Origin of the sequence: Klebsiella sp. 2019SCSN059 (assembly GCF_021739525.1) — a bacterium.
GTDB lineage: Bacteria > Pseudomonadota > Gammaproteobacteria > Enterobacterales > Enterobacteriaceae > Klebsiella > Klebsiella quasipneumoniae.
Genome location: NZ_JAKKOM010000051.1, coordinates 1 through 21,498, shown reverse-complemented (window position 1 = coordinate 21,498; position 21,498 = coordinate 1). Strand labels below are relative to the sequence as shown.

Here is a 21,498-nt window from a genome sequence, read left to right as displayed (position 1 = left end):
AGGAGCCCGGTGCGTAAATCGCGCACGCCGGGATCTGTGCGGGGGGTATCCGGTAACGGGTATCCCTACCGCGACATATTTAACAGCGTGACGATAATCCAGATCGCATGCCTTAAGAACATTTTGAGTAAATAAAGGTGTTCAAAATGCTTATATTAATCATTTTGATATTTTTATATTGCTCATATTGAGAAATGTTACTTTGTTTTTTTCATTTTGCTCTTATAATTGGTATCAAATTGAGTTTAACTAACGGAGCATATTGATGAATATTTACTGCGATGATGGTTCAACTAATGTTAAGCTGGCATGGTTTGAAGGCGATGAGCTTCAGACCCGGGTTTCTGCGAACTCCTTCCGGCATGGCTGGAAAGTGGCGGAATTCAGTGCGGCAACGTTCAACTATCAGGTGGGGACGCTGAAATACACCTGGGACAGCGTCAGTCGGGATGCCATCCCGACAACAAACGTGGAATATCAGTACGGTGATCTCAACCTGCTGGCCGTGCATCATGCGCTGCTGAACAGCGGACTGGAGCCGCAGCCGGTGAGCCTGACCGTGACGCTGCCCCTGAGTGAGTATTACGACGGGGACTGCCAGCGGAACGAGGAGAACATACGACGCAAACGGGAAAACCTGATGCGTGAGCTGGTTCTGAATAAGGGCAGGGCATTTACCGTAACGGACGTGAAGGTGATGCCGGAATCACTACCGGCAGCGTTCTCCCGTCTCGCGGAGCTGAAACCCGGCCCCGCTGAGACCACCCTGATTATCGATCTCGGTGGTACCACGCTCGATGCCGGTGTGATTGTCGGCCAGTTTGATGATATCAGTGCGGTGCACGGTAATCCGTCTGTCGGCGTGTCACAGGTCACCCGCGCAGCTGCAGGCGCGCTGCGTGCGGCAGACAGCGAAACCAGCGCCCTCATCGCTGACACTATCATCCGCAACCGCAATGATCGTCAGTATCTGCAGCGTGTGATCAACGATGCCGGTAAAATCGACGAGGTTCGGAACAAAATAACAGAGGCGATCACTTCCCTGGGGGCGCGTGTCACCAGTGAGCTGACGGCCTTCAGGAACGTTAACCGGGTATTCCTGGTCGGGGGAGGGGCTTCCCTCATAGAAGAAGCTATCCGTCAGGCCTGGCCTCTGGCTCCTGACCGTATCGAGGTTATAGGCGATCCGCAGATGGCGCTGGCCAGGGAGATTGCCCTTTACAATAAAGAGGACTAAACGTGCCGGACGGCCAGTATTCTTTCTATCTGCACAGCGACGATCGCACCGACATCGCGGCAATGGCAACCATCAGCACCATCTCACAGCCCCTGCGCGGTGAGTTCATCCGTACCGCCGCCACCGCCGGGGCGGTGGTATACCAGGTGGATGCCCGTTTACCGGCGCTGATCCCGGTGTTCTTTGCCGGGCAACTGAGCGCTGTCCGCCTTTGCGCCGTGATGGCCCTGGTCTCCGGAACCTGGTCCTCACTCACCGGCCTTCCGGATGAGCCCGAAAATGGTGAGGCAGCTCTGCCCGTGTCACCGGAGACAGAATACCAGCGCCGGCGTTACACCCTGACGCTTCAGAATGGCCGGAGTGGGGAACGGGTGGAAAGTGTGCTGACGGAAGCGTCATCCCGTCTGCGTGGGGATCTGCTGAGAAACCTGATTATCACCGGTCTTGCCCTCCACACGACGGCGCCTGAACTGCCGCGCCTGCTGGCCAGTATGCCGGTACCGCCCACCTCGGTCAGTGAGCTGCAGGCTCTGGTTCAGCAGATGGCCGGCACCGCTGACGTGAACAGGGCTGCAGCTGCAGTACCGGATACGCCGGCAGCATCTGCCGCGCCGGTGTCCGGGGCGGATACCCGGGAAATAAAGAAAAATATGCGGCGTGCATTCGGTGACTAACAGTACGAATCACATCCACTACTATACCGATTTCAAATGACTGACATCCCCAGGGAGGTTCTCATGTCACCAGGATTCAGAAATGTTCTCCGTCTCGCCCGCATTCCCGTCGACAGCAGTGAACCGGTGCGCAGAAAATTTGGCAGCCGGCTGATTGGCATTGTGACGGTATGTCTGCTTCCGCTTCTGGTTTTCGACGTTCCGCAGTGGGTTTTCATTTTGTCGCAGGTCATCTGGGGGGCGGGCGTCTATATTGGCCTGTCACTGGCCGGGGATAAATCCCTGAACCGCTGATATAAACTTTCCGGTTGTTCAAAAAAAGAACAGGCGTGGTGGCGTCTGTTCTCCCGCGCTTCTCCGTCGTTTGCCTTCAGGTTATCCACAATCTTAAGCCCCGGATTTGTGGACAGGTATGCCGGTAATTCCCCGTTCGCCTGGAGTTAACGCAAGCCTGCCGCCCGCTGCCAGTGTCTCGCGTCCGGTCTGGTACGGGACGGGCGGTTTTTCCGCTCCGGCCCGGCGTCGTTGAGAGTGTACGCCAGTCCCTCGCCCTTTTAAGGAACACCCTTCAAGCCGCTTTCGCGGCATATCCTTGCCGTCCAAAAGACGGACGGCTGCGGTATTCCACGGTCGGCCTGACCCGTGACCGGACGCGATGAACAGGCAGCGTGCGGCAGGGAACGGTATCGCGGTGATGCCTCCTGCCCCCTCAGACTACAGGAGTGCTGCCATGTCCAGATTCATTCTCGGGAACTGTATTGATGTGATGCGCGGATTCCCCGACCGTGCCGTGGACCTTATTGTGACCGATCCGCCTTACCTCGTCGGTTTTAAGGACCGTCAGGGCAGACAGATTGCCGGGGATGTGACGGACGAATGGCTGCAACCGGCCACGCTGGAGATGTACCGCGTCCTTAAAAAAGACGCGCTGATGGTGAGCTTCTACGGCTGGAACCGTGTGGACCGCTTTATGGCCGCGTGGAAGGCGGCAGGATTCTATGCCGTGGGCCAGCTTGTGTTCACCAAAAACTATGCCTCCAACCGTCGTAACGCCAGGGCCCGACGCGGATTTGTGGACTACTGCCATGAAGGGGCTTATGTCCTTGCCAAAGGCCGCCCCGTGCCGCCCCTTAAACCGCTGCCGGATGTGCTGCCCTTCCCGTATACCGGTAATACCCTGCATCCGACGCAGAAACCAGTGGAGGCGCTACAGCCGCTGATTGAGTCATTCAGCGCTCCGGGCGCGATTGTTCTCGACCCGTTTGCCGGAAGCGGTTCGACCTGCGTCGCTGCATACCGTGCCGGACGCCGCTATATCGGCATCGAAATGCTGGCGCAGTACCACCGGGCCGGAACCGAACGACTGGCCGCCATGCACCGGGCCGTAAATACCCCGGCGGCGAACGATGAATGGCTTCCGGAGGCCGCGTAATGAATTACGACGGACACGAAGCCCTGCGCCGCGATATGGCCGGGCTGGCGAACAATCTTTGCGACCTGAAAACCACCCTGAAAGTGCTGGAAGACACGTACCACTACCGGTACGACGGACTGGCGGAACGGCTTGCCGGTATCAGTCTGCGACGTCTCAGCGTCCTGATGGATGAGGCGTTCAATATTGCACTGATGCTCGATGAAAGCTTTCTGGATTGAGGAGAGAACATGTACGGAACCCGTGAAGATCTTTGCAGGATGCTGAATGAGCAATATCCCGCAGAAACCCCGCTGAACCTGATTATCTGGACCCCGGCGGATATTGAAGCACTGGCTGACGGGATGGAATATTCCTTTTCAGAACATGACGTAAGGGCAGTACTGGAACGCATGGACACTATACCGGAAGAACAACGGCTTGAGTCGGGCGTGTCAGCCGGCCTGGTGATGGCACTGATAGACCAGGTGAAAGAGAACGGGCAGAGGGTGACTGTGCCGGTTGACCTGCTTGAAACCCTGCTGATTACCGCCGAACAGGCATTGTGGGACAGGGAATGGACCGCACGGGATCGCAATCTCCCGGTGCCGGAAAGCGTAATGCGCCGCCTGGCGGATACAGCAAAAGTGCGGGCATTACTGAAAAGCTGACAGCAGATCGCCCCGCCACGCGGCGGGGTGATATAACCCGGACAGAGACGATAATGATGAAAAAAGAAACCCTTAACACGCTTATTCTGCGTCACGGCGACCGGATGCTGCGCCAGGCTGGCTGGCCCGACACTGTTGATATGGCGCCCGTCGCCCCCGAAACCGTACCCGGCTGGCTTGCCGCCTGCGGCTCTCTCAGTGGCGTGGAAATCCTCACGCTTACGGAACAGCTTTGTCAGCCGCTGACGTATGGCCGGGCAGCGTTGTTGCTCGCCAGCGCCCGGCGGCTGGCGGGAACCCCGGCTCGTCTGCATCTCTTTCCGGTGCAGGCATATCCGCATCCGGAGCGGCTGGCTGACTGTCAGGTTATCCGCCTGCCTTACGCTCAGGAGTGGCTGACAGCGGCGGAATGTGACGATCTGCTGGCCTTCCTGAAAGCCTCCCTCACGCAGATATCGGAAATCGTCCACCGGGATACGAAGCGCATCGCCGCCGCGCTTACGCCGTCCGTCAATCCCCGTCTGATGGACAGGCGGATCGGTGACTGGCGCTTGCTGGCCGTTGAGTATGATCATGATAACTGCCTGGACGAAGACGAAACCGACAGGCTGGATCAGGTCCTCGATGCCATTCTTATTCGCGATGCGCGATTCTGCCCGGTCCTGCTCACCCTGGTTAACGAGCGGGAGGAAACTATCAGGAGCGCAGGGGTTATCGCTGATCAGCTGCGTTTTACGGACACTCCGGTCCGGCGCTGGTTTGATCGCCGGGTTTTAAGGGAAATGGTGAGAGAGGCCCGCGCCAGCAGAACTCAGGAGTGACAGCCCGGAGCGTCAGGGGAGGGGGACCCTCCCTTGTCAGCCTGCCGGCACAGGAGGTGTGGTGCGATAAGGATGTCGCCGTGCCGGCTCCGCGTCCACCCGGCCCGGTTTCCGGGCCTTTTGGGTGAACACAACCCTCTGTTATCGCCGTGCCGTGTGCTGGCTGTGCCGTGCCTTCACTTTAGCCCGACAGCCGCAGAGGCTGGAGTTCGCTGGCGCCGCCATCCCCGGATAAGGCAGTCGCCGGCTTGCCGTTGCCGCCGGCTCCGCTTCACCCGGCCCCATCCCTCCGGTCCGTGGCCTTATTACTGCGTCTGTCGCGTTGCGACATCTGCTTCCGCTTTTCTCCCGGTGGTCGAAAAACGGGGGAGAGAAACCCTGTATTCAACCTCCTGCATCGCGACGGGTAGTGCCGTGCCTTCACTTTAGCCCGGCCGCTGCAGATGCAAGGGTGCGCTGACGCCGCCATCCTCGCCCGGTCGCAGGTTTTTTATGATGCTCGCCGTTCTTCCCGTCGTTTTCTCGCTCAGGTTTCGCTCGAAAACCGTCCAGACCAGCTTCGCGCTATATCTGCGCTGCGGCCTCCGGTGTCGCCCCTGCATCTTCCGCTTTTCGCCGGGCTGTCGTGTCGGCACGGCACAACCCGGTGCCGCAGTCTATGTGATTACGGAGGTTTATCCATGCAGTATGTGAATACATGCCCGGTCCTGAATGTTGAGGAGTCCGACCGCCTGTCTTTTATGCCGTACCTGTTCGGCACGGATTTCATGCTCGCGGAATTACAGGTGTACGCTCTGGCCAAAAAATGGATGCCCGGCTATGAGGGCGGCTTCTGGCATTTTATTCGCCTGCCGGAGGGGGGCGGCTACATGATGCCGGATTGTGGCCGGGTACATCTGGTCAGTAGCGAAAACTGGTTTGATCGCACTGTCAGCGCCGACGCGGCGGGCATTATTCTGACCAGCCTGGCGATTAATCGCCGTCTGGCGGCCCATCATGACAGCAGTAACCCGGCGCTGACTCGCCTTTATATGCTGCGTGATGCCCAGCTCTGGAATCACATCACCTTTCACCCCGAATGCAGTGCTATTTACGCCGCGCTGGACTGATTAACGACCGGGGCGGTTACACCGCCCCGCAGGGAGACAAAAATGACTTCATCAGTAACCGTTCCGGCCGTCTACGTGGGCACATATCACCAGTACAACGGCGGCAGTATTTTTGGCAAATGGTTTGATTTAACCGACTTCGACGACGAAGACGAATTTTATGACGCCTGCCGGGCGTTGCATGCCGCCGAGGATGACCCCGAGTTTATGTTTCAGGACTGGGAAGGGATCCCGTCTCAGTTTGCCTCTGAATCCTCTGTTAAGTGGGCGTTTATCGAGGCATTCCGGCAGGCGCAGGACGAAGGACGCGCTGCCGCGTTTGTGGCCTGGGCGGACTATACCGGCGAGTGCGACTATGACGCCTTTGATGAGGCGTATTGTGGCGAGGCTGAAAGCGAGGAGGATTTTGCTTATGGCTTTGTGGAGGATCACGGCCTGTTAAACGAGGTGCCTGAATCCCTGCGCGTCTATTTCGATTATGAGGCTTATGCGCGGGATCTGTTCAGCAGCGGCTATGTCTTCCATGAAGGCTATGTATTCAGCAACTGATTACTATCCGGCGGGGAAGCCCGCCGGTTAAGGAGAAAGCACATGAAACTTGCACCACAAAGCCGCGATATCCTGCGACAGTACAAAGCCCTGATTAATGCCCGCCGCCGCGATGCCGGTCAGCGGGAACTGACCACTGCGCAGGTGATGGATGAAATCTGCGAATACATGACCTGTCAGTGCGCCGTCTATATTGGCGGCCATTTCATTCTTCAGGGGGGAAAGGCACGATAAATCACAGGGCAGGGGGGAACCTCTGCCGCTTCCGGCCGCGCGAAAACCCGGGCAGGCTGCGCTTGCCGGAGATATACGTCGCCGCGCCTCCGGCGCCGCGCACTCTCCTCTCCGTTGTCAGTCGCTGTTGCCCCGGAATTCGCGTATTATCAGGGATATCTTCCTGTAAAGCAGACCGGTAAAGCATATGTCAAAGTGGAATATCGCCTCTTTTTCAAAGGAGGAGCAGGATAAAGTTGCCGTCGATAAGGTGGCTGCTGCTGTTGCCTGGCAGGAGCGCATGAACAAGCCCGTCGTGCCGGAACTTGTTGAACGGGAACAGCCTGAACACCTGCGCGAATATTTCCATGAACGGCTCCGCGTACATAGACTGAACAGTCAGCAGCTGCCGCGCGCAAATGCGCCCGAATATAATAAACCCGGAGATGAGCAGCAGAAGTGATTCTTATAGTCAGTGTGTCCAGGGAGGAAATTTTATGCGTATGTCTCTGATGTTTGCAGCCGTGACGCTTTTAACCGGTATTAACCTGTTTTTTATTCCGTTTCAGCCTGTTCCGGCTCTGTGGGGGGCTATCCTGGCCGTTGCTTTTGTTCTGATTAATGTCGTGGCGGATAAGCTGCGCCTCTGGAGTGGCATTGCGTGGATTATCGTTGCCGGCATCATCATAACGCTGATGCTGAAGGGGAAAGAGCCGGGTGACGAATTACGCGGGTTGATCACCGTTTTTGCTTTCCTGGCTTCGGCCTGGTACTGCGTTGTACAGTACAGAAAAGAGCAGGGCGAATCTCAGTCCTGACCTGACCGGTACCCTTCATCTTGCTGCTGCTCTTCCTCTGGCTTTGCCTCACTTTCCTTTCACACAATCTGCTCCGGGGCCACCTTCGGCTCCTGACCCGCTGGCGCGGTTCAGTCGTCGAGCCACACTCCGCTAACCGCGAAAAGACGCGGTAAGCTCCGCCGAACCCGCTACGCGGTTTCGGGCCTGGCGGCTAGTGTCTGATGTCTGACGTCAAGGTCAACGGCAGCGCTTGCTGCGACCGTCCCGGTCGCGCCGCTTTCACCGTGCCGGCGAAGGACTGCCGGCACTCTGCGGGGCAACGCCGTTTCGCGCCCGCGCTCTTCGTCGTTGCGGCGGGTGCCTGCTCCTTTCCCCTGGTACCCGTATCACCCGTTTGAGTCCATTCGCCGGGGCTGAGACAAGCACAACCCGTCTTGCTGTCCAGGGGACGGCAGGGCCTTTCGCAATAAATTTTTCCCGGCCATTCCGCTGCCGCTTCATTAGGCCGAAAAAAATTTCCCGCTCACCCCCGGACATCTGCACCGGGCCGTGCTCGTTTACGCCCTTGCGGCGAACGGCTCTCAAACGGGTGAAGGTTATATCCAGGGGGCAGGTTCAGCAGGTCCCCGCACAAAGTCAAAACCGCGGCCCCGGCAACTCAACGGGTGATGTTCTTTAAAAATCAGGAAAAAGAAAAATGCAGGATCCTTCATTGCGAACGTATCGGATCGCATTTCTGGGAAGCAATGCCAGCGGCAATCTGCCGATGTTTACCCGGGTGCAGGCCACGACCGGAAAACGGGCGATAAAAGCGTTTATTGAACGCTGTGAACCCGTCAAAGGCTGGTTTCTGGGCGAACCGGAAGACATTACCGATCAGCTTAAGAAGGAGGAAGAAGAAGCGGGAAGCAAACCGCAGATATGAAAAAAGCAGGGTAAACCCTGCTTCTCCCACGCCGTAAAAATCGCACGAACGGTTTTTCCGGCTTCGTTAACTACCATAAGGAGTCAACTCTATGATCGTTTCTATTTTTTCACCTTCCGCAGGCGCTGTAAAGCCCCGTCGTCATTCGCGCATTCTGCGCGCAGATATCACCGCACCGGAGATTGATCCCGCTCTCAGAGCTTTCGGGCGTCATATCGCCAGAAGTCACCGCAAAGGGCGCGGTGTCCACATCCCCGCGATGAAAAATACCGCCCTCGGGCAGGTACTCCGCACGCTGGAACTGAAACGCGCATTTAACTGATGAGGTGAGCCGCCCCGCGAGGGGCGGCAACTGCAGGAAGGAGAAAACACAATGGCACCGACTACCGCACAGATCACGACGGAAAACACCGCAGGCCAGACTTACCGGGCAACTTATTCACCCGATGATAATAAATTGCGACTTTACGCATCATTACGGCTCGATGAAGAAACGTATTCCCTGATCAACAAAGCAGGCTTTCGCTGGGCGCCCAAACAGGAACTTTTTGTGGCGCCAGCCTGGACGCCGGGGCGGGAGGATGTCCTGCTTTCCCTCGCCGGTGATATCGAGGACGAGGACAGCACCCTGTTTGATCGCCAGGAGCAGCGCGCCGGGCGGTTCAGTGACTACAGTGACCGGCGGGCGGTTGAATCGGAGCAGGCGCTTGCGCATGTTGATTCGCTGGCATCGGCTGTCCCGCTGGGACAGCCGATCCTGGTAGGCCACCACAGCGAGCGCCGCGCGCGCCGGCATGCGCAGAAAATTGAGAACGGCATGAAACGTGCGGTGATGCTGTTCGAGCGCGCCGAATACTGGGAACAGCGCGCGCAGGCCTCTCTGCGGCACGCGAAATACAAGGAGCGTCCGGATGTGCGTTACCGCCGTATCAAAAAAATCGAGGCGGAATTACGCAAGTCCCAAAAGCACATTGCCCGGTCTGAAAAGTATATGACGATGTGGCGTGCGCAGACGCTCGATCTGAAAATGGCGTTACTGGTCAGTAATTATGATCATATTCATGCCTGCTTCACGCTCGACAAATACCCCCGCCCGGCAGAGAAAAGCCAGTATGAGGGCTCGATGTCTCTCCATTCTGCCCTGTCTGAGGAGATCATTACTTTTGAACAGGCGCGTGATATTGCGATCCGCTGTCATGAGCGCACGATTAACCACCAACAGCGCTGGGTGAATCATTACCAGAACCGCCTGGCCTACGAACGCGCGATGCTCAATGAAAACGGTGGCGTTGTCACCCGAACACAGGAATTTGAACCAGGCGGGCAGGTACTGAGCCGGGGAGAATGGTTAACCATTCTCCGGGTTAACCGGAGTAAGGGGGAGGTGAGTTCAGTCGAAACGCCCGGTTATCGCTTTCTGGGCTACAGCGGCACGATGAAACTCACGCCCGACCGTATCACGGACTACAAAGCCCCGACAGCGGAGGAAGCCAGCAACGCGAAGAAAGCGGCGAAGCGCCCACCGATCGTCAATTATCCGGGGGAAGGGTTCCGGGAAATGACAAAAGCCGAGTGGGCGAAATTACCCGCTGATTATAAAGGCGTGCGGGCTGCTGCAGAAACCGAAACACACGGCGCCTACCGCTTCCGCCGGTGCATGACGCACGGTTGTACGCTCGTGAATGTGTATATCACAGACATGAAAACCGTTGAAATTCCGAAAAAATAACAGGAAGGCTCCCCGGCATCTTGCCGGGGAGGTCAGGGAGTACATTCATGCATCATGACCTTAAACACCGTATTCAGGCGATGCGGGACAAACTGGAAGGGCGCGCCCCTGTCGCTGAAATTCAGGGTAGCTCGCAACTTTTTGTCACCCCCTCCCCGGAATGTCGCCGGCTGGTTGAGCTGGCTGATGTCCGGGAAACCGATCGCATTCTGGAACCCAGTGCCGGAACGGGCGCCATACTGCAGGCGATCAGGGATGCAGTCCCCCGGGCGAAGTGTGACGCCGTGGAGCTGCACGCCGGGTTAGCCCGTCACCTGCAGGCGCATTTCCCGGAGGTCCGGATCTGGTGCGGAGATTTTCTCGAATATCATCCGGAGCGCCGGTATACCCGAATTATCATGAATCCGCCGTTTAATCGCGGTGATGATATCCGGCATATCCGGCGGGCATTAACTCTGCTTGAGCCTGGCGGGATTCTGACGGGCATATGTCTGGACGGGCCGCGTCAGCAAAAGGCGCTGGAGTCCCTGGCGGACGTCTGGGAGCCATTGCCGCGGGGAACATTCACGTATACCCAGGTAGCGACCGCCATTCTCAGAATAACCGTCTGATGACACGTTAAGCCGGCGGGGCACCTGTCCCCGTCTGGCCGCGCCTCGAAAGACCGCGCGCCTGCGGCGCCGGGAAAACCGGGCCGCGCTGACGCGCCGCCCGCATTTCCTTTCCGCGTCTTCCCTGTTTGCTGCCTGCTGTCTGTCTGCTTTCTCTTCTTCTTTCTGCTGTGATGCCTCTTTTTAACCCTTAAAGGCTTTAAAAGCACACCCATACTGGACACCTTCGGCTCCCGGCCAGCTGCGCTGTCCGGTCGTCGAGCCACACTCCGCTAACCGCGAAAAGACGCGGTAAGCTCCGCCGAACCCGCTACGCGGTTTCGGGCCTGGCGGCTAGTGTCTGATGTCTGACGTCAAGGTCAACGGCAGCGCTTGCTGCGACCGTCCCGGTCGCGCCGCTTTCACCGTGCCGGCGAAGGACTGCCGGCACTCTGCGGGGCAACGCCGTTTCGCGCCCGCGCTCTTCGTCGTTGCGGCGGGTGCCTGCTCCTTTCCCCTGGTACCCGTATCACCCGTTTGAGTCCATTCGCCGGGGCTGAGACAAGCACAACCCGTCTTGCTGTCCAGGGGACGGCAGGGCCTTTCGCAATAAATTTTTCCCGGCCATTCCGCTGCGCTTCATTAGACCGAAAAAAATTTCCCGCTCACCCCCGGACATCTGCACCGGGCCGTGCTCGTTTACGCCCTCGCGGCGAACGGCTCTCAAACGGGTGAAGGTTATATCCAGGGGGCAGGTTCAGCAGGTCCCCGCAAAACGTCAAAACCGCGGCCCCGGCAACTCAACGGGTGATGGTTTTAAAAGGCAAAACAACGGATTAAGGAGATTCATCATGGCAGCACGTGGCGTTAACAAAGTCATTCTGGTTGGACATCTGGGACAGGACCCGGAAGTGCGTTACATGCCCAACGGGGGCGCAGTGGTCAATCTGACGCTGGCCACGTCTGAAACATGGCGTGACAAGCAGACGGGAGAGATGCGCGAAAACACCGAGTGGCACCGTGTTGTCATGTTCGGCAAGCTCGCGGAAGTGGCGGGTGAATACCTGCGTAAAGGCGCACAGGTCTACATCGAGGGCCAGCTGCGCACCCGCAACTGGCAGGACGATGCCGGAGTCACGCGCTACGTCACCGAGGTGCTGGTCGGGCAGAACGGCACCCTGCAGATGCTCGGCGGCCGCCGTGAATCCGGAGTGCCTGAGAGCGCCGCGCAGCCGCAGAATACTGCCACCCCGGCACAACCTGCTCAGGCCGCAGCTAAATCCCCGAAAGCGAAGGGCGGTAAGAAAGGCCGTCAGGATGCCGCCCCGTCTCAGCAACCGCCTCAGCCACTCCCGGATGATTTCCCACCAATGGATGATGAAGCGCCCTTTTAAACCACGATGAAGACGCCCCGTTCAGGCGGGGCAGAAAAGGAGAAACACATGGACCATAACGTTTTGTCCCCGCTTGTATCCCTGCCGGATGGCACGTTTACCCGCGAGCAGGCTCAGGTTGTCGCAGCGCAGTATCAGAATGTGGCGATTGAAGATGACCAGGGGACTCATTTTCGCCTTGTCGTCCGTCATCAGGATGACGGCAGCATGATCTGGCGCGTCTGGAATTTTGAACCGGGCGGCGAGGACATGATGAACCGCTACATCCGGGACTACGGAGTACGCAAAACGAAGTAAGCAGTAAGAAGAAGGCCGGACAGGTGGGCTGTCCGGCAGACATTCATCAATAGCTAAGAGGTATCAATTATGTCTGCAACAGAGTCTAAGGTAAAAACTGCACCGAAAACCAGCAAAAAAACGCTTAAGTCTGCCGAAGCTGAGGCGCTTAAAGTGGCTCTCGATGCCGCACAGGTCGAGTATGTCCCGGTGACGGCACTGGTGAAGTCTCCCCTGAACGTCAGGACCATTCCCTATCCGGCGGAGAAAGTCTGTTCAATGGCAGATTCCATTGAAGCCATTGGCCTGTTGCAGAATCTGGTCGTGCATAACCTCCCGGATGGTCGCTGTGGTGTGGCTGCCGGTGGTCGTCGCCTGAAAGCGCTGCAGCTCCTGCAGAGTGAAAACCGTATCGATGCCGGATATCAGGTGATGGTGAAAAAGGTACCTGATGAACTGGCTGTTGCGGCATCAATGGCAGAAAACGAACAGCAGATGGCAATGCATCCGTCTGAACAGATCGCCGGGTTCCGCACACTGGCAGAGCAGGGGAAAACCCCCGCGCAGATTGGCGATTTACTGGGGTTCGGTACGCGTCATGTTCAGCGCATGTTGAAACTGACCGAACTGGCTCCCGAAATTCTGGCGGCGCTGGCGAAGGATGAAATCACCACCGAACACTGCCAGGCACTGGCGCTCGAAAGCGATCAGAAACGCCAGGTGGAAGTGCTGGAATCCGCCCGCAAACGGTCCTGGAATAATGAAGTATCAGTTTCCTCGATCCGTAACCTCATTACCTCAGAAGAGGTTTCCACAAACGGCGACAAATTCCGCTTTGTGGGAGAGGCCGCATTCAGTCCGGATGAAATCCGGGTTGATCTCTTCAGCAGCGAAAACGGCGGCTATGTCAAAAGTGCATCGCTCGATACCGCCCTGCTGGAAAAACTGCAGAACATCGCGGAGCACCTCCGCGAAGCGGAAGGCTGGTCATGGTGTGATGGTCGTCTTGACCCGATTTCACACTACGGGAAGGACACTAAAATCTGGCGCCTGCATGCTGTCCCGCCTGTGGAATATACCGAAGCCGAATCAGAACGTCTTGCGGAACTGGAAGCTCTGGAAGCTAAGTATGAAGACGAGAACCCCGGCGTGAATGATGACGTCTTGGCCGGGGCTCTGGAAGCCGTCTGGGAAGAACAGCAGACCATCGCGCACCGGGCAAAACACCGGGCATGGACGGATGAAATGAAGCAATCTGCCGGAGTGGTGGTTTCCTGGACTGGCCAGGAGGTGAAAGTACAGCGCGGTGTGGTGCTGTGCGCCGATGAAAAAATGGAGGAGAAGGATGCATCCACCGATCTGGCCCCTGAAAAAGTCGATCCGCTGGACGCCGTCAGTGTCCCGTTGCTGACCCGCCTTTCTTCTGAACGCACACTGGCGGTTCAGGCGGCCCTGTTGCAGCAGCCGCAGAAAGCCGTCGCGCTGATGGTCTGGAAAATGTGTAACTCGGTTTTCCATACCACAACGTCCGTCAAAGAGCCGTTCTGCATTAGCGTGAGTGTGTCGCATTACGCGCTGACCCGTGAAGCACCTGACGGTGAAAACAGCGTTGCGTTTCAGGCCATCCAGTCAGAAAAAGAACGTCTTGAAGCCCTGCTGCCGGAAAACTGGCGAAAGGATATGACCACCTTCTTTACGCTCGATGGCGCAACCCTGATGGCACTGATGGCTTTCTGCACCGCCTGCTCCATAGATGGTGTACAGGGCAAGGATGAATTTGGTCGTAAACACCAGAGTTCGCTGGATGGGGTGGAAAACGCCATTCAGTTTGACCTTCGTGACTGGTGGAAACCGACGGCTGATAACCTTTTCTCGCACATGAAGCTGCCACACATTGTACAGGCACTCTCTCAGGCCGGACTGGCTGGCGCAGCACAGGACGCCGCGAAGATGAAGAAAAAGGATGCCGCTGAACATGCAGAGCACTTCCTCTCAAAAATCCGTTGGGTTCCGGAATGGATGACCAGTGCTGACAATCAGAAACAGCTTGCCGCAAAGTCTGAACTCAGTCTGGCAATAAGTCAGAACGATACCGACGCTGATGCCGGCGACGTCACCGACCATAACAACCCGGCCTGCGCCGCCTGATAACGGAGACGCCGCCCTGCGGGGCGGCGATAAGGAGACTGAAAATGAAAACGGTACTGACTCTGGATGTCCTGAAAACCATGTCTTCTGATGAGCTGGAAGACTACCGCGCCGCCGGTGAAGACTTTCGCCGGGAGCTGAGTCACGCTGTCATGCGCGATCTGACCTCACCGTCCGGCTGGTCCGTGAATGCCGAATACCGGTGCGAATTTGGCGGCTTCTTTCCTGTCCAGATCCGTTTTACCCCCCCTCATGGTCACTTTGATGTGGCGGTATGCAGTCCGGGGGAGCTGAATCCTCGCTGGATAGTGGTCTTTGTTACCCGTGACGGTCAGCCGTTCTCTGTCGTTCGCGTGATGGATGCATTCAACCCTGAACTCATCACCCATACTCTGGATCTCATCGAGTGTCTTGACGCCGGTGGCTACTCGTTTGCCAGCATCATCAGCACGCTGTCACAGGAGGGCGCACAATGATCCCGTCATCCAGTGCTCTTGTATCCCTGAAACCAGCCCGTCAGGCAGCGCTGCAGGCCATCATGACGGTGGAAGAGGCTCGCCAGCGCGGCGCACGTCTGCCATCGATGCCACACGTCCGGACATTCCTGCGCCTGCTGACAGGCTGTAGCCGGATTAACAGTGACGTTGCCCGCCGTATTCCTGGCCTTCACCGTGATCCAAAAGACCGCCTTTCCAGCCTGAAACAGGTGGAAGAGGCGCTGGATATGCTTATCTCCAGCCACGGGGAATACTGTCCGCTGCCGCTGACAATGGATGTGCAGGCTGAACTTTTTCCGGAAGTCCTTCATACCCGAACAGTACGCAGGCTAAAACGTCAGGACTTTGCCTTCACCCGAAAAATGCGCCGTGAAGCCCGTCAGGTCGAGCAGTCCTGGTTACTGCGTCAGAACCTGCTGGGACAGGCTGTCACAGAACTGAATTTTCAGTCACCGGAAACCGTCTGCACCTGGTACACCCGGTGGAGCGACGAGTTTGACGCGGCAGAGCTTGCAGCACCGTTCTGGCGCTGGCAGTCGCGATTCACATCGCTGAAGGAACTGGACTGGCTTCGCATCAGCGGTGAGCCGCTGTATGCAGTGATGTACGAAATTCCGTTAATTGTCCGGGAAACACCTGAACATATTCGTGTTGCTGAACGCTGGCAGGTGCCAAATAAGCTGGCTGATCGGAGTGGTGTATGAAGTGGCGCTATTCTCTGCGCTGGAAACTGCCGCACAGGCCCTGCCCGGGTCCACGGGAACTGATTTCCGTTGTCGTGGAGGCTGGGCAGGCGGCACCTGAAGAGGTGATGTCACGCTGGGTGGCTGGCTCAGGTTACGCTGTATGCGTGGATTTTCACGGCCAGAAACAGATCCAACGCTGGAGCGATGAACGGAAAGCAGCGGTGAGAAGGCGCAACATGCAGGCACGTATTCATCGTGTTGCCCCTTTGTTTGCCGACGAGTTAATCGAGCGTGAACTGGCTGCGCGTCCGGAGTATTTCAATGGCAAGTCCGCCCGATGAATAAGTACAATGCTGTCTGACAACTCAGATGGCCAAATACAAGGAAAGCAGAACTATGAGGTACTGGTTGCTCGTTATCTTAATGAACGTGCTGTTCTATTTTATCGTGAAGCATGTTGCTCCGGAATGGTATGGTTCCCCTGGTTATTATGCAGGCCAGATTATCTGCACACTAATAGCTGCGGTCATCACATGGCGTGATCCGCCTGACTGGTTAGATGGAATCCTGCTCGGCGTTATAGAATTCGGCGTTCTGATTGCCGGGATTATATTCTTTGTCTGGGGCATCGGGTACAAGCTGGCATTCTGGGGGCAACATGATCCTAATACCATATATGCAAGTGCAAACGATGTGATTTTGCCTAATCTTGCGCTGGGCACGGGCGTCTTGATTGCGGGATGGGTATACATTAGATATTTAAAGCGCTAAGCAGCATAAAGCGTGGATATACCTGGTAAGAAATAGCACCGTCCCGGTATAATCGACGTGGCGCTTGAGGCTTTTTGCCTCATGACGTGAAGGTGGTTTGTTACCGTGTTGTGTGGCAAAAAGCAGAAAGCCCCGTAGTTAATTTTCATTAACCCACGAGGCCACCTGTATGCCTAGACAACATCAGGATAGCCTCTTAGATGCCGCAAGGCAAGGAGAAGAAGGCCATGAAACTGCCGCGAAACACTCTGCTCGGGTGCGTATTAATAGTGTGCCTCACACTGCTGATATTCACTTACCTCACCCGGAAATCACTTTGTGAAATCCGGTACAGGGACACGAACAGGGAGGTGGCGGCTTTTCTGGCTTACGAATCCGCTAAGTAGCTAACCCCGGCGGGGGGAAGCCCCCGCCATTCAGGGGAGATGATGTCTGACAAGCCTGAAGCGCCTTTATGAAGGGGTTACCGTTCACCGGTAGCCCCTTTTTCCTGCTTACAGGAAAAAAAGCCCGCACGACAGGCGGGCAAAAATCTTTCATCTACCTACAACACAGATTCAATGAATCGCAAGTCACATTAACATCCTTCATTCTTCGTAACACCCTGTCATCAGTCTGAAAAAAAAGTGATTGATTGTGAACATTTGGGTTCTGGTGATAAGTTCTCTCTGTAGCGTAGCCCTCTTTACGGAGGGGTGGAAACAGCAACGGCAGAGTTAAAAGACCACGAGTCAGTGAGGCTGTCCAAAGGCTCCCCGGGGAAACCCGGCGCTACATCAGGTTGCATAGCACTTAACCCGCCCGCCTGCCGGGTTTTCCTTCCGGAAAAGTGCTGCTATAACTTATTCGTGCAATGCGCGGTATCCGCTTTCCTGGTAAATCAGTCGCCCGGTCTGCCAGGTGATACTGCAGTTCATTCCTTATATGATACAGTGATGTTCGCCTGCTTTTTAAGCAGGCTTTTTTTGTTGATTATGTATGACATCTGTCATACAGTTGATTGCGTAATGAACAGAAATTGTTCCACTTAACTCAGTGAGGCGAAGCGCAGTCGCGGGTGAGCCAAAGGAGAGCCAGCATGAACTTCACGATAAAATCCCGTAAAACCGGCGAAATTTTCAGTTTTTACGCACCCGACAGTGGCGGTTATGTTCACCTGGAGTCCCCGGGGCACCCTGGTAACACCGGCGCCCAGATTTGCTGTGGTGGAGGGTTCATGGGGAGTACGCTTTCCTGTGGCGCTTCTGAGGACGATCTGGCCAGTGTTGCCCGTAAATGGTACCGACAGTTCGTGAGGGAGCGGCGCAAATTCTTAATTATGTCGGGCCAGTATTCTGAGGATAACCAGTGAAAAAAGAGATCTCCCGCAACCCCTCTTTCACACCTTCGCCTAAGCTGCGAGCACATCTGAACTCCCACAGGGAAGGGGTGACTGAACGGCTGAATAATATCTTTGATCGCTATGCGCATCTGGTTCGCGCCTGTGCCCTTCCTCTCGATGCCGAAGAAACACAGGTTCTGCTTAATGTGCTGAATGGCTCCGTTGTGGAACCCGCCTTTATTGAATATCTGGCTCAGGAAATTCGGGACTCGGATGATTATCTGGAAGGGATACCCGCAGCTAAATCACTGTACGAAAAGTGTCAGTCAGCGACCTATCCGCAATTGCTGGCCACCGTCGAACGGCTCGATCGCTGAAGAAGGTAAATCCGATGAGTGACGTACTTTCCTGCAGACAACTTACGGCTAATCTTAAGATGATTGCCGGGGCGATTGGCTGCCTCAACAGGAACGATGTTGCACAAATTATCAGCCTGGGCGGTGTTCAATGTTCAAAAAGCCGGGCCGACTCGATAATCCGCAGTGCCGGGGCGGAAAAAAATGCATCCGGTAATTCTCATCTTCGCGGAGCCAGAATAAAACGATCCGCAGATGTCACACCGGAAGAATTCAATGCGTTTTGTGCAGGGCTGAAAACATTTCTTGTCTCGTTTGAAACGAATAATGTGAGTGAAAACAATGATAAGTAAGCTCCTGACCTGTCTGTGCTCCGGACAAATGCAGTTTCAGGAATTAATAAATCCCTATATATGGCAGCGTTAATTTTGTGACGCGGATTATTACATCCAGCCCGCTTATTGAGCTGTAGATATTGATTTATGTTGATTGTTCTCGATTCGTCCATTGGATCAGCCCGTTATTTCTCTGCGGGCTTTTGTTCTTATATTCCTCCGTTCCTTCCTGTGATGGCTTTATTTCCTGCTGTGTCCCTTTTTAAAACTGAAAAGGATTAAAAGCACACCCACACTGGACACCTTCGGCTCCTGGCCAGCTGCGCTGTCCAGTCGTCGAGCCACACTCCGCCAGGGCAGCTGCTTCGCACCCGCCGGGCTCCGCCGAACCCGCAAGCGGTTTCGGGCCTGACGGCTAGTGTCTGATGTCTGAGGTCAGGGTCAACGGCAGCGCTTGCTGCGACCGTTCCGGCCGCGCCGCTTTCACCGTGCCGGCGATAAAGCTGCCGGCACTCTGCAGGGCAACGCCGTTTCGCGCCCGCGCTCTTCGTCGTTGCGGCGGATGCCTGCTCCTTTCCCCTGGCGCCGTATCACCCGTTTGAGTCCATTCGCCGGGGCTGAGACAAGCACAGTCGCCATCATCCGTCCAGGGTAAATGGCACGCGGTAAACCGCGCCCTGGACAGCTGCTGTCGCCCGTGCTCGTTTACGCCCTCGCGGCGAACGGCTCTCAAACGGGTGAAGGTTTTATCCAGGGGGCAGGTTCAGCAGGTCCCCGCACAAAGTCAAAACCGCGGCCCCGGCAACTCAACGGGTGATGGTTTTAAAAGGCAGAAAAAACAGATAAAGGAGAAAGCTGGATGAGCACACAAAACGTCAACGTAAAACCCTCCACCAAAGAAAGCACAACCCTCCGGACTGACGGTTTTGTGCGCAACATTCATTCCCGAAACCCGTTCGATGTTATCCGCGCCGATGTAGTGCTGGAACGTATCGAGAAAAAGGCTGGTCGGAGCTGCGGGATGCATTACGAGCTGTATCAGGCCCATCTGCTGGGTGGTGCGCTGGATTATCTGGATGCGCTGCCGTTGAAAGACCGTCCGGTGTTAATGGGCGCTGCGGCAAAGCGCGGCTATCTGCTGACGCTAGCCGAAGAGGAACGCGCGCTGGAAGCACGGGATGTACTGATGAGTGAACTGGCGGCAAACGACTGCTGAGAAATAAACACGGATGGCGGCGTATCGCTGCCATCCCTTAAAGACCAGAGGTAACGCAAAATGAAAGTATACGGCAATCAACACTCATCAGAGGCTTTCTTCCGGGAAACTTCCCCATCCTGTTTTGAACCAAAAGCGGAAAAGGTGATCGCTTTTCATGGAAAAGATGCCAGTTACGCCTATAACGTGCTGGCCGATCTGAAAGCCGCAGGTGCTTCATATACGCGCCGGAATATCATCGCCGATATGTTCCGCCGTCTGGGCGTGGAATGAGGTCTGGGCAATGGAACACGTGAAAGGAAAAATCCAGCAGGGGGCAGGGAACGCCTATTTTGCAGGGATGCAGTGGCGCGGTATTACACTTGGACACGCCGATGCTGCAGCGCTTAATCAGTTTGATATCGATATCAGCAAAGCTCAGGCACCCGAAGCACGCACCTGGTTGCTTCAGAACAAAGCAGAATTCATAGCTCTGATCCTGGGCATTGAAGTCGTAAAGGTCGGGTAGTGAGAAGCTAGCTAACTTAGCTCTTGAGCTAAGTTAGCTTTTGAGCTAACGTGTGCACATACGGACCAGAGATTACATTCATGTTCACAGTCATCTTTCATGATGAGGCTGAAAAAGAGTTTACGGCTCTGCCTGCTGCCATTCGTGCAAAAATGGCCAGGCTACTCATGAAGCTGGAAGCAAACCCTCGCCAGCTACGCGAGCCAGATACCAAGCCGCTTGGAAACGGCCTTTTCGAAATACGTACAATGGGGGCAGATATCGCCCGCGGAATCTGGGTATATCAGAGTGGTGAACGTATTTTTCTACTTCGGATCTTTATCAAAAAATCGCCAAAAACGCCCCCGGCAGAAATAGATCAGGCACTTCGCAGACTGGAGGAAATGCAGAATGAAATATAAAACCCTTAGCCAGGTTCATACCGAAGCAATGAACGATCATGAGTACAGCGCGGCATTCGAGGCAGAAGAAGCCTCGGAGCTACTTCGGGAAACCTTAGCAACATGGAGAAAAGAAGCGGGTTTGACGTCGGCACAGGTTGCAGAACGTATGGGCATCAAAGCGCCTACTATCTCACGTATGGAGAAGAACGCTTCGCGAATGAGTATTCAGACGCTGGTTCGGTACGCCAGAGCCTGCGGTGTTAACTTTAAAATTCAGCAGGTTTGAATGATTAGCGATGCCAATAAAGCGGTGAATGACCTGGCGAGTATTGTCCCTCTGCTGGGTGGAAGTTCGTCCCGCAAAGATTACGAAGATGCACGTAAACTCGTTGAGTATCTTCTGGAACATGACCCGGACAGCCCGCTGGTTGATATACTGACTGCCCGCATTGATGCCTGGGAAAATAACGCGGTGGAATTTGAAGAATTTAATACGCGCATCGAAGCTGGTAAAAACGGTGTATCGTTGCTGCGGGTTCTTATGCAGCAACGCGGGCTTTCACAGTCCGATTTTGAAAACGAGATAGGCAACAAATCACTCGTCAGCCGGATCCTCAGTGGTGAACGCAGTCTGACCCTTGATCACATGCGGGCGCTGGCAAATCGATTTCAAATCCCGGTCTCGATGTTTGTTGACTGATTCGGGAACAGAGCAGGCGAAGGGGGCATCGGTCCCCGTCTGGCCGCGCCTCGAAAGGCCGCGCGCCTGCGGCGCCGGGAAAACCTGGCCGCGCTGACGCGGAGCCTGTACACCATTCTGTGTAAATGCCTTTTCTCAGAAGTGACCGTCGAGGCGGTCACCGAACTCGATGATAAAA

The 21,498-nt window shown here is 55.9% G+C and carries 34 protein-coding genes and 1 pseudogene; all 35 read left to right on the top strand.

The genetic code is table 11. The features are described 5' to 3' along the window. Positions 1-265: 265 nt before the first annotated feature. Positions 266-1,237, top strand: coding sequence for a plasmid segregation protein ParM domain-containing protein (gene parM, locus L2I46_RS27395; protein ID WP_001568038.1), 972 nt, complete (start codon positions 266-268; stop codon positions 1,235-1,237). 2 nt (positions 1,238-1,239) lie between these two features. Continuing rightward, the gene (locus tag L2I46_RS27390) at positions 1,240-1,911 is read left to right on the top strand and encodes a plasmid partitioning/stability family protein (RefSeq protein WP_015345000.1); all 672 of its coding nucleotides are present in this window, start codon (positions 1,240-1,242) and stop codon (positions 1,909-1,911) included. Between the two features lie 63 nt (positions 1,912-1,974). Continuing rightward, positions 1,975-2,205, top strand: a complete 231-nt coding sequence (locus tag L2I46_RS27385) for a hypothetical protein (protein ID WP_001568040.1) — start codon at positions 1,975-1,977, stop codon at positions 2,203-2,205. 195 nt (positions 2,206-2,400) lie between these two features. Beyond that, positions 2,401-2,570: pseudogene (locus tag L2I46_RS27380) on the top strand (hypothetical protein); the annotation flags it as partial. 71 nt (positions 2,571-2,641) lie between these two features. Beyond that, the gene (locus tag L2I46_RS27375) at positions 2,642-3,343 is read left to right on the top strand and encodes a DNA methylase (protein ID WP_001568041.1); all 702 of its coding nucleotides are present in this window, start codon (positions 2,642-2,644) and stop codon (positions 3,341-3,343) included. Beyond that, a complete protein-coding gene (locus tag L2I46_RS27370) occupies positions 3,343-3,564 on the top strand; it encodes a hypothetical protein (RefSeq protein ID WP_001568042.1) in 222 nt (73 codons plus the stop codon). Before L2I46_RS27375 ends, L2I46_RS27370 begins: the two co-directional genes overlap by 1 nt. A 9-nt stretch (positions 3,565-3,573) precedes the next feature. Beyond that, entirely contained in the window at positions 3,574-3,993 is a 420-nt protein-coding gene (locus L2I46_RS27365; protein ID WP_001568043.1) for a DUF1380 domain-containing protein, read from the top strand. Positions 3,994-4,046: 53 nt separating this feature from the next. Next, positions 4,047-4,814 (top strand): hypothetical protein, encoded by a 768-nt coding sequence (locus tag L2I46_RS27360; protein WP_013214013.1) that lies wholly within the window; start codon positions 4,047-4,049, stop codon positions 4,812-4,814. Between the two features lie 680 nt (positions 4,815-5,494). Beyond that, positions 5,495-5,923: an antirestriction protein gene (locus tag L2I46_RS27355; protein ID WP_004152356.1), complete on the top strand. Its 429-nt coding sequence runs from the start codon at positions 5,495-5,497 to the stop codon at positions 5,921-5,923. Positions 5,924-5,965: 42 nt separating this feature from the next. Beyond that, positions 5,966-6,472, top strand: a complete 507-nt coding sequence (locus tag L2I46_RS27350) for an antirestriction protein ArdA (protein WP_013214014.1) — start codon at positions 5,966-5,968, stop codon at positions 6,470-6,472. Between the two features lie 42 nt (positions 6,473-6,514). Then, a complete protein-coding gene (locus tag L2I46_RS27345; protein WP_001568047.1) occupies positions 6,515-6,706 on the top strand; it encodes a hypothetical protein in 192 nt (63 codons plus the stop codon). 187 nt (positions 6,707-6,893) lie between these two features. Further along, positions 6,894-7,148, top strand: a complete 255-nt coding sequence (locus tag L2I46_RS27340) for a DNA polymerase III subunit theta (RefSeq protein ID WP_011977779.1) — start codon at positions 6,894-6,896, stop codon at positions 7,146-7,148. A gap of 34 nt (positions 7,149-7,182) precedes the next feature. Beyond that, the gene (locus L2I46_RS27335; protein ID WP_001568049.1) at positions 7,183-7,503 is read left to right on the top strand and encodes a hypothetical protein; all 321 of its coding nucleotides are present in this window, start codon (positions 7,183-7,185) and stop codon (positions 7,501-7,503) included. A 679-nt stretch (positions 7,504-8,182) separates the two neighbouring features. Next, the gene (locus L2I46_RS27330) at positions 8,183-8,410 is read left to right on the top strand and encodes a hypothetical protein (RefSeq protein WP_001568050.1); all 228 of its coding nucleotides are present in this window, start codon (positions 8,183-8,185) and stop codon (positions 8,408-8,410) included. 91 nt (positions 8,411-8,501) lie between these two features. Then, on the top strand, positions 8,502-8,732 hold the full coding sequence (locus L2I46_RS27325) for a hypothetical protein (protein WP_001568051.1): 231 nt from the start codon (positions 8,502-8,504) through the stop codon (positions 8,730-8,732). A 51-nt stretch (positions 8,733-8,783) separates the two neighbouring features. After that, on the top strand, positions 8,784-10,139 hold the full coding sequence (locus L2I46_RS27320; protein WP_015344996.1) for a DUF3560 domain-containing protein: 1,356 nt from the start codon (positions 8,784-8,786) through the stop codon (positions 10,137-10,139). A 47-nt stretch (positions 10,140-10,186) separates the two neighbouring features. Beyond that, complete coding sequence (locus tag L2I46_RS27315; RefSeq protein ID WP_004152756.1) at positions 10,187-10,750, top strand: methyltransferase; 564 nt, start codon at positions 10,187-10,189, stop codon at positions 10,748-10,750. Positions 10,751-11,580: 830 nt separating this feature from the next. Next, the gene (locus L2I46_RS27310) at positions 11,581-12,123 is read left to right on the top strand and encodes a single-stranded DNA-binding protein (protein WP_015344994.1); all 543 of its coding nucleotides are present in this window, start codon (positions 11,581-11,583) and stop codon (positions 12,121-12,123) included. Between the two features lie 48 nt (positions 12,124-12,171). Beyond that, the gene (locus L2I46_RS27305; protein WP_001568055.1) at positions 12,172-12,420 is read left to right on the top strand and encodes a DUF905 domain-containing protein; all 249 of its coding nucleotides are present in this window, start codon (positions 12,172-12,174) and stop codon (positions 12,418-12,420) included. A 69-nt stretch (positions 12,421-12,489) separates the two neighbouring features. Continuing rightward, positions 12,490-14,547 carry a ParB/RepB/Spo0J family partition protein gene (locus L2I46_RS27300; protein ID WP_013023805.1) on the top strand — a complete coding sequence of 686 codons (2,058 nt, stop codon included), beginning with the start codon at positions 12,490-12,492 and terminating at the stop codon, positions 14,545-14,547. 44 nt (positions 14,548-14,591) lie between these two features. Continuing rightward, on the top strand, positions 14,592-15,023 hold the full coding sequence (gene psiB / locus L2I46_RS27295; RefSeq protein ID WP_013023806.1) for a conjugation system SOS inhibitor PsiB: 432 nt from the start codon (positions 14,592-14,594) through the stop codon (positions 15,021-15,023). Then, the gene (locus L2I46_RS27290) at positions 15,020-15,748 is read left to right on the top strand and encodes a plasmid SOS inhibition protein A (RefSeq protein WP_001568058.1); all 729 of its coding nucleotides are present in this window, start codon (positions 15,020-15,022) and stop codon (positions 15,746-15,748) included. The genes psiB and L2I46_RS27290 overlap by 4 nt, the downstream gene beginning before the upstream one ends. After that, a complete protein-coding gene (locus L2I46_RS27285) occupies positions 15,745-16,071 on the top strand; it encodes a hypothetical protein (RefSeq protein WP_013023807.1) in 327 nt (108 codons plus the stop codon). Before L2I46_RS27290 ends, L2I46_RS27285 begins: the two co-directional genes overlap by 4 nt. Before the next feature lie 55 nt (positions 16,072-16,126). Continuing rightward, a complete protein-coding gene (locus L2I46_RS27280; RefSeq protein ID WP_047665807.1) occupies positions 16,127-16,501 on the top strand; it encodes a hypothetical protein in 375 nt (124 codons plus the stop codon). Positions 16,502-16,670: 169 nt separating this feature from the next. Then, entirely contained in the window at positions 16,671-16,823 is a 153-nt protein-coding gene (locus tag L2I46_RS27275; RefSeq protein WP_004150508.1) for a DUF5431 family protein, read from the top strand. Next, positions 16,768-16,887 carry a type I toxin-antitoxin system Hok family toxin gene (locus tag L2I46_RS27270; RefSeq protein WP_159376494.1) on the top strand — a complete coding sequence of 40 codons (120 nt, stop codon included), beginning with the start codon at positions 16,768-16,770 and terminating at the stop codon, positions 16,885-16,887. The genes L2I46_RS27275 and L2I46_RS27270 overlap by 56 nt, the downstream gene beginning before the upstream one ends. Before the next feature lie 692 nt (positions 16,888-17,579). After that, positions 17,580-17,852, top strand: a complete 273-nt coding sequence (locus tag L2I46_RS27265) for a hypothetical protein (RefSeq protein WP_014343506.1) — start codon at positions 17,580-17,582, stop codon at positions 17,850-17,852. Further along, positions 17,849-18,199, top strand: coding sequence for a hypothetical protein (locus tag L2I46_RS27260; protein ID WP_013023809.1), 351 nt, complete (start codon positions 17,849-17,851; stop codon positions 18,197-18,199). Before L2I46_RS27265 ends, L2I46_RS27260 begins: the two co-directional genes overlap by 4 nt. A 14-nt stretch (positions 18,200-18,213) precedes the next feature. Further along, positions 18,214-18,531: a hypothetical protein gene (locus L2I46_RS27255; RefSeq protein ID WP_013023810.1), complete on the top strand. Its 318-nt coding sequence runs from the start codon at positions 18,214-18,216 to the stop codon at positions 18,529-18,531. An 841-nt stretch (positions 18,532-19,372) separates the two neighbouring features. Next, entirely contained in the window at positions 19,373-19,729 is a 357-nt protein-coding gene (locus L2I46_RS27250) for a hypothetical protein (RefSeq protein WP_013023814.1), read from the top strand. A 60-nt stretch (positions 19,730-19,789) separates the two neighbouring features. Further along, entirely contained in the window at positions 19,790-20,002 is a 213-nt protein-coding gene (locus L2I46_RS27245; protein ID WP_013023815.1) for a hypothetical protein, read from the top strand. A 10-nt stretch (positions 20,003-20,012) separates the two neighbouring features. Beyond that, positions 20,013-20,237, top strand: a complete 225-nt coding sequence (locus L2I46_RS27240) for a hypothetical protein (protein ID WP_004152719.1) — start codon at positions 20,013-20,015, stop codon at positions 20,235-20,237. Positions 20,238-20,317: 80 nt separating this feature from the next. After that, a complete protein-coding gene (locus L2I46_RS27235; protein WP_004152720.1) occupies positions 20,318-20,638 on the top strand; it encodes a type II toxin-antitoxin system RelE/ParE family toxin in 321 nt (106 codons plus the stop codon). After that, positions 20,628-20,906 carry a helix-turn-helix domain-containing protein gene (locus L2I46_RS27230; protein ID WP_004152721.1) on the top strand — a complete coding sequence of 93 codons (279 nt, stop codon included), beginning with the start codon at positions 20,628-20,630 and terminating at the stop codon, positions 20,904-20,906. The genes L2I46_RS27235 and L2I46_RS27230 overlap by 11 nt, the downstream gene beginning before the upstream one ends. Then, complete coding sequence (locus L2I46_RS27225; protein WP_013023817.1) at positions 20,907-21,320, top strand: helix-turn-helix domain-containing protein; 414 nt, start codon at positions 20,907-20,909, stop codon at positions 21,318-21,320. Positions 21,321-21,498 lie beyond the last annotated feature (178 nt).

Excerpts from the sequence above, each read along its gene's own strand:
- parM (WP_001568038.1), top strand. The coding sequence starts at position 266 with ATGAATATTTACTGCGATGATGGTTCAACTAATGTTAAGCTGGCATGG.
- L2I46_RS27385 (WP_001568040.1), top strand. The coding sequence starts at position 1,975 with ATGTCACCAGGATTCAGAAATGTTCTCCGTCTCGCCCGCATTCCCGTC.
- L2I46_RS27375 (WP_001568041.1), top strand. The coding sequence starts at position 2,642 with ATGTCCAGATTCATTCTCGGGAACTGTATTGATGTGATGCGCGGATTC.
- L2I46_RS27370 (WP_001568042.1), top strand. The coding sequence starts at position 3,343 with ATGAATTACGACGGACACGAAGCCCTGCGCCGCGATATGGCCGGGCTG.
- L2I46_RS27365 (WP_001568043.1), top strand. The coding sequence starts at position 3,574 with ATGTACGGAACCCGTGAAGATCTTTGCAGGATGCTGAATGAGCAATAT.
- L2I46_RS27360 (WP_013214013.1), top strand. The coding sequence starts at position 4,047 with ATGATGAAAAAAGAAACCCTTAACACGCTTATTCTGCGTCACGGCGAC.
- L2I46_RS27355 (WP_004152356.1), top strand. The coding sequence starts at position 5,495 with ATGCAGTATGTGAATACATGCCCGGTCCTGAATGTTGAGGAGTCCGAC.
- L2I46_RS27350 (WP_013214014.1), top strand. The coding sequence starts at position 5,966 with ATGACTTCATCAGTAACCGTTCCGGCCGTCTACGTGGGCACATATCAC.
- L2I46_RS27345 (WP_001568047.1), top strand. The coding sequence starts at position 6,515 with ATGAAACTTGCACCACAAAGCCGCGATATCCTGCGACAGTACAAAGCC.
- L2I46_RS27340 (WP_011977779.1), top strand. The coding sequence starts at position 6,894 with ATGTCAAAGTGGAATATCGCCTCTTTTTCAAAGGAGGAGCAGGATAAA.
- L2I46_RS27335 (WP_001568049.1), top strand. The coding sequence starts at position 7,183 with ATGCGTATGTCTCTGATGTTTGCAGCCGTGACGCTTTTAACCGGTATT.
- L2I46_RS27330 (WP_001568050.1), top strand. The coding sequence starts at position 8,183 with ATGCAGGATCCTTCATTGCGAACGTATCGGATCGCATTTCTGGGAAGC.
- L2I46_RS27325 (WP_001568051.1), top strand. The coding sequence starts at position 8,502 with ATGATCGTTTCTATTTTTTCACCTTCCGCAGGCGCTGTAAAGCCCCGT.
- L2I46_RS27320 (WP_015344996.1), top strand. The coding sequence starts at position 8,784 with ATGGCACCGACTACCGCACAGATCACGACGGAAAACACCGCAGGCCAG.
- L2I46_RS27315 (WP_004152756.1), top strand. The coding sequence starts at position 10,187 with ATGCATCATGACCTTAAACACCGTATTCAGGCGATGCGGGACAAACTG.
- L2I46_RS27310 (WP_015344994.1), top strand. The coding sequence starts at position 11,581 with ATGGCAGCACGTGGCGTTAACAAAGTCATTCTGGTTGGACATCTGGGA.
- L2I46_RS27305 (WP_001568055.1), top strand. The coding sequence starts at position 12,172 with ATGGACCATAACGTTTTGTCCCCGCTTGTATCCCTGCCGGATGGCACG.
- L2I46_RS27300 (WP_013023805.1), top strand. The coding sequence starts at position 12,490 with ATGTCTGCAACAGAGTCTAAGGTAAAAACTGCACCGAAAACCAGCAAA.
- psiB (WP_013023806.1), top strand. The coding sequence starts at position 14,592 with ATGAAAACGGTACTGACTCTGGATGTCCTGAAAACCATGTCTTCTGAT.
- L2I46_RS27290 (WP_001568058.1), top strand. The coding sequence starts at position 15,020 with ATGATCCCGTCATCCAGTGCTCTTGTATCCCTGAAACCAGCCCGTCAG.
- L2I46_RS27285 (WP_013023807.1), top strand. The coding sequence starts at position 15,745 with ATGAAGTGGCGCTATTCTCTGCGCTGGAAACTGCCGCACAGGCCCTGC.
- L2I46_RS27280 (WP_047665807.1), top strand. The coding sequence starts at position 16,127 with ATGAGGTACTGGTTGCTCGTTATCTTAATGAACGTGCTGTTCTATTTT.
- L2I46_RS27275 (WP_004150508.1), top strand. The coding sequence starts at position 16,671 with ATGCCTAGACAACATCAGGATAGCCTCTTAGATGCCGCAAGGCAAGGA.
- L2I46_RS27265 (WP_014343506.1), top strand. The coding sequence starts at position 17,580 with ATGAACTTCACGATAAAATCCCGTAAAACCGGCGAAATTTTCAGTTTT.
- L2I46_RS27255 (WP_013023810.1), top strand. The coding sequence starts at position 18,214 with ATGAGTGACGTACTTTCCTGCAGACAACTTACGGCTAATCTTAAGATG.
- L2I46_RS27250 (WP_013023814.1), top strand. The coding sequence starts at position 19,373 with ATGAGCACACAAAACGTCAACGTAAAACCCTCCACCAAAGAAAGCACA.
- L2I46_RS27245 (WP_013023815.1), top strand. The coding sequence starts at position 19,790 with ATGAAAGTATACGGCAATCAACACTCATCAGAGGCTTTCTTCCGGGAA.
- L2I46_RS27240 (WP_004152719.1), top strand. The coding sequence starts at position 20,013 with ATGGAACACGTGAAAGGAAAAATCCAGCAGGGGGCAGGGAACGCCTAT.
- L2I46_RS27235 (WP_004152720.1), top strand. The coding sequence starts at position 20,318 with ATGTTCACAGTCATCTTTCATGATGAGGCTGAAAAAGAGTTTACGGCT.
- L2I46_RS27230 (WP_004152721.1), top strand. The coding sequence starts at position 20,628 with ATGAAATATAAAACCCTTAGCCAGGTTCATACCGAAGCAATGAACGAT.
- L2I46_RS27225 (WP_013023817.1), top strand. The coding sequence starts at position 20,907 with ATGATTAGCGATGCCAATAAAGCGGTGAATGACCTGGCGAGTATTGTC.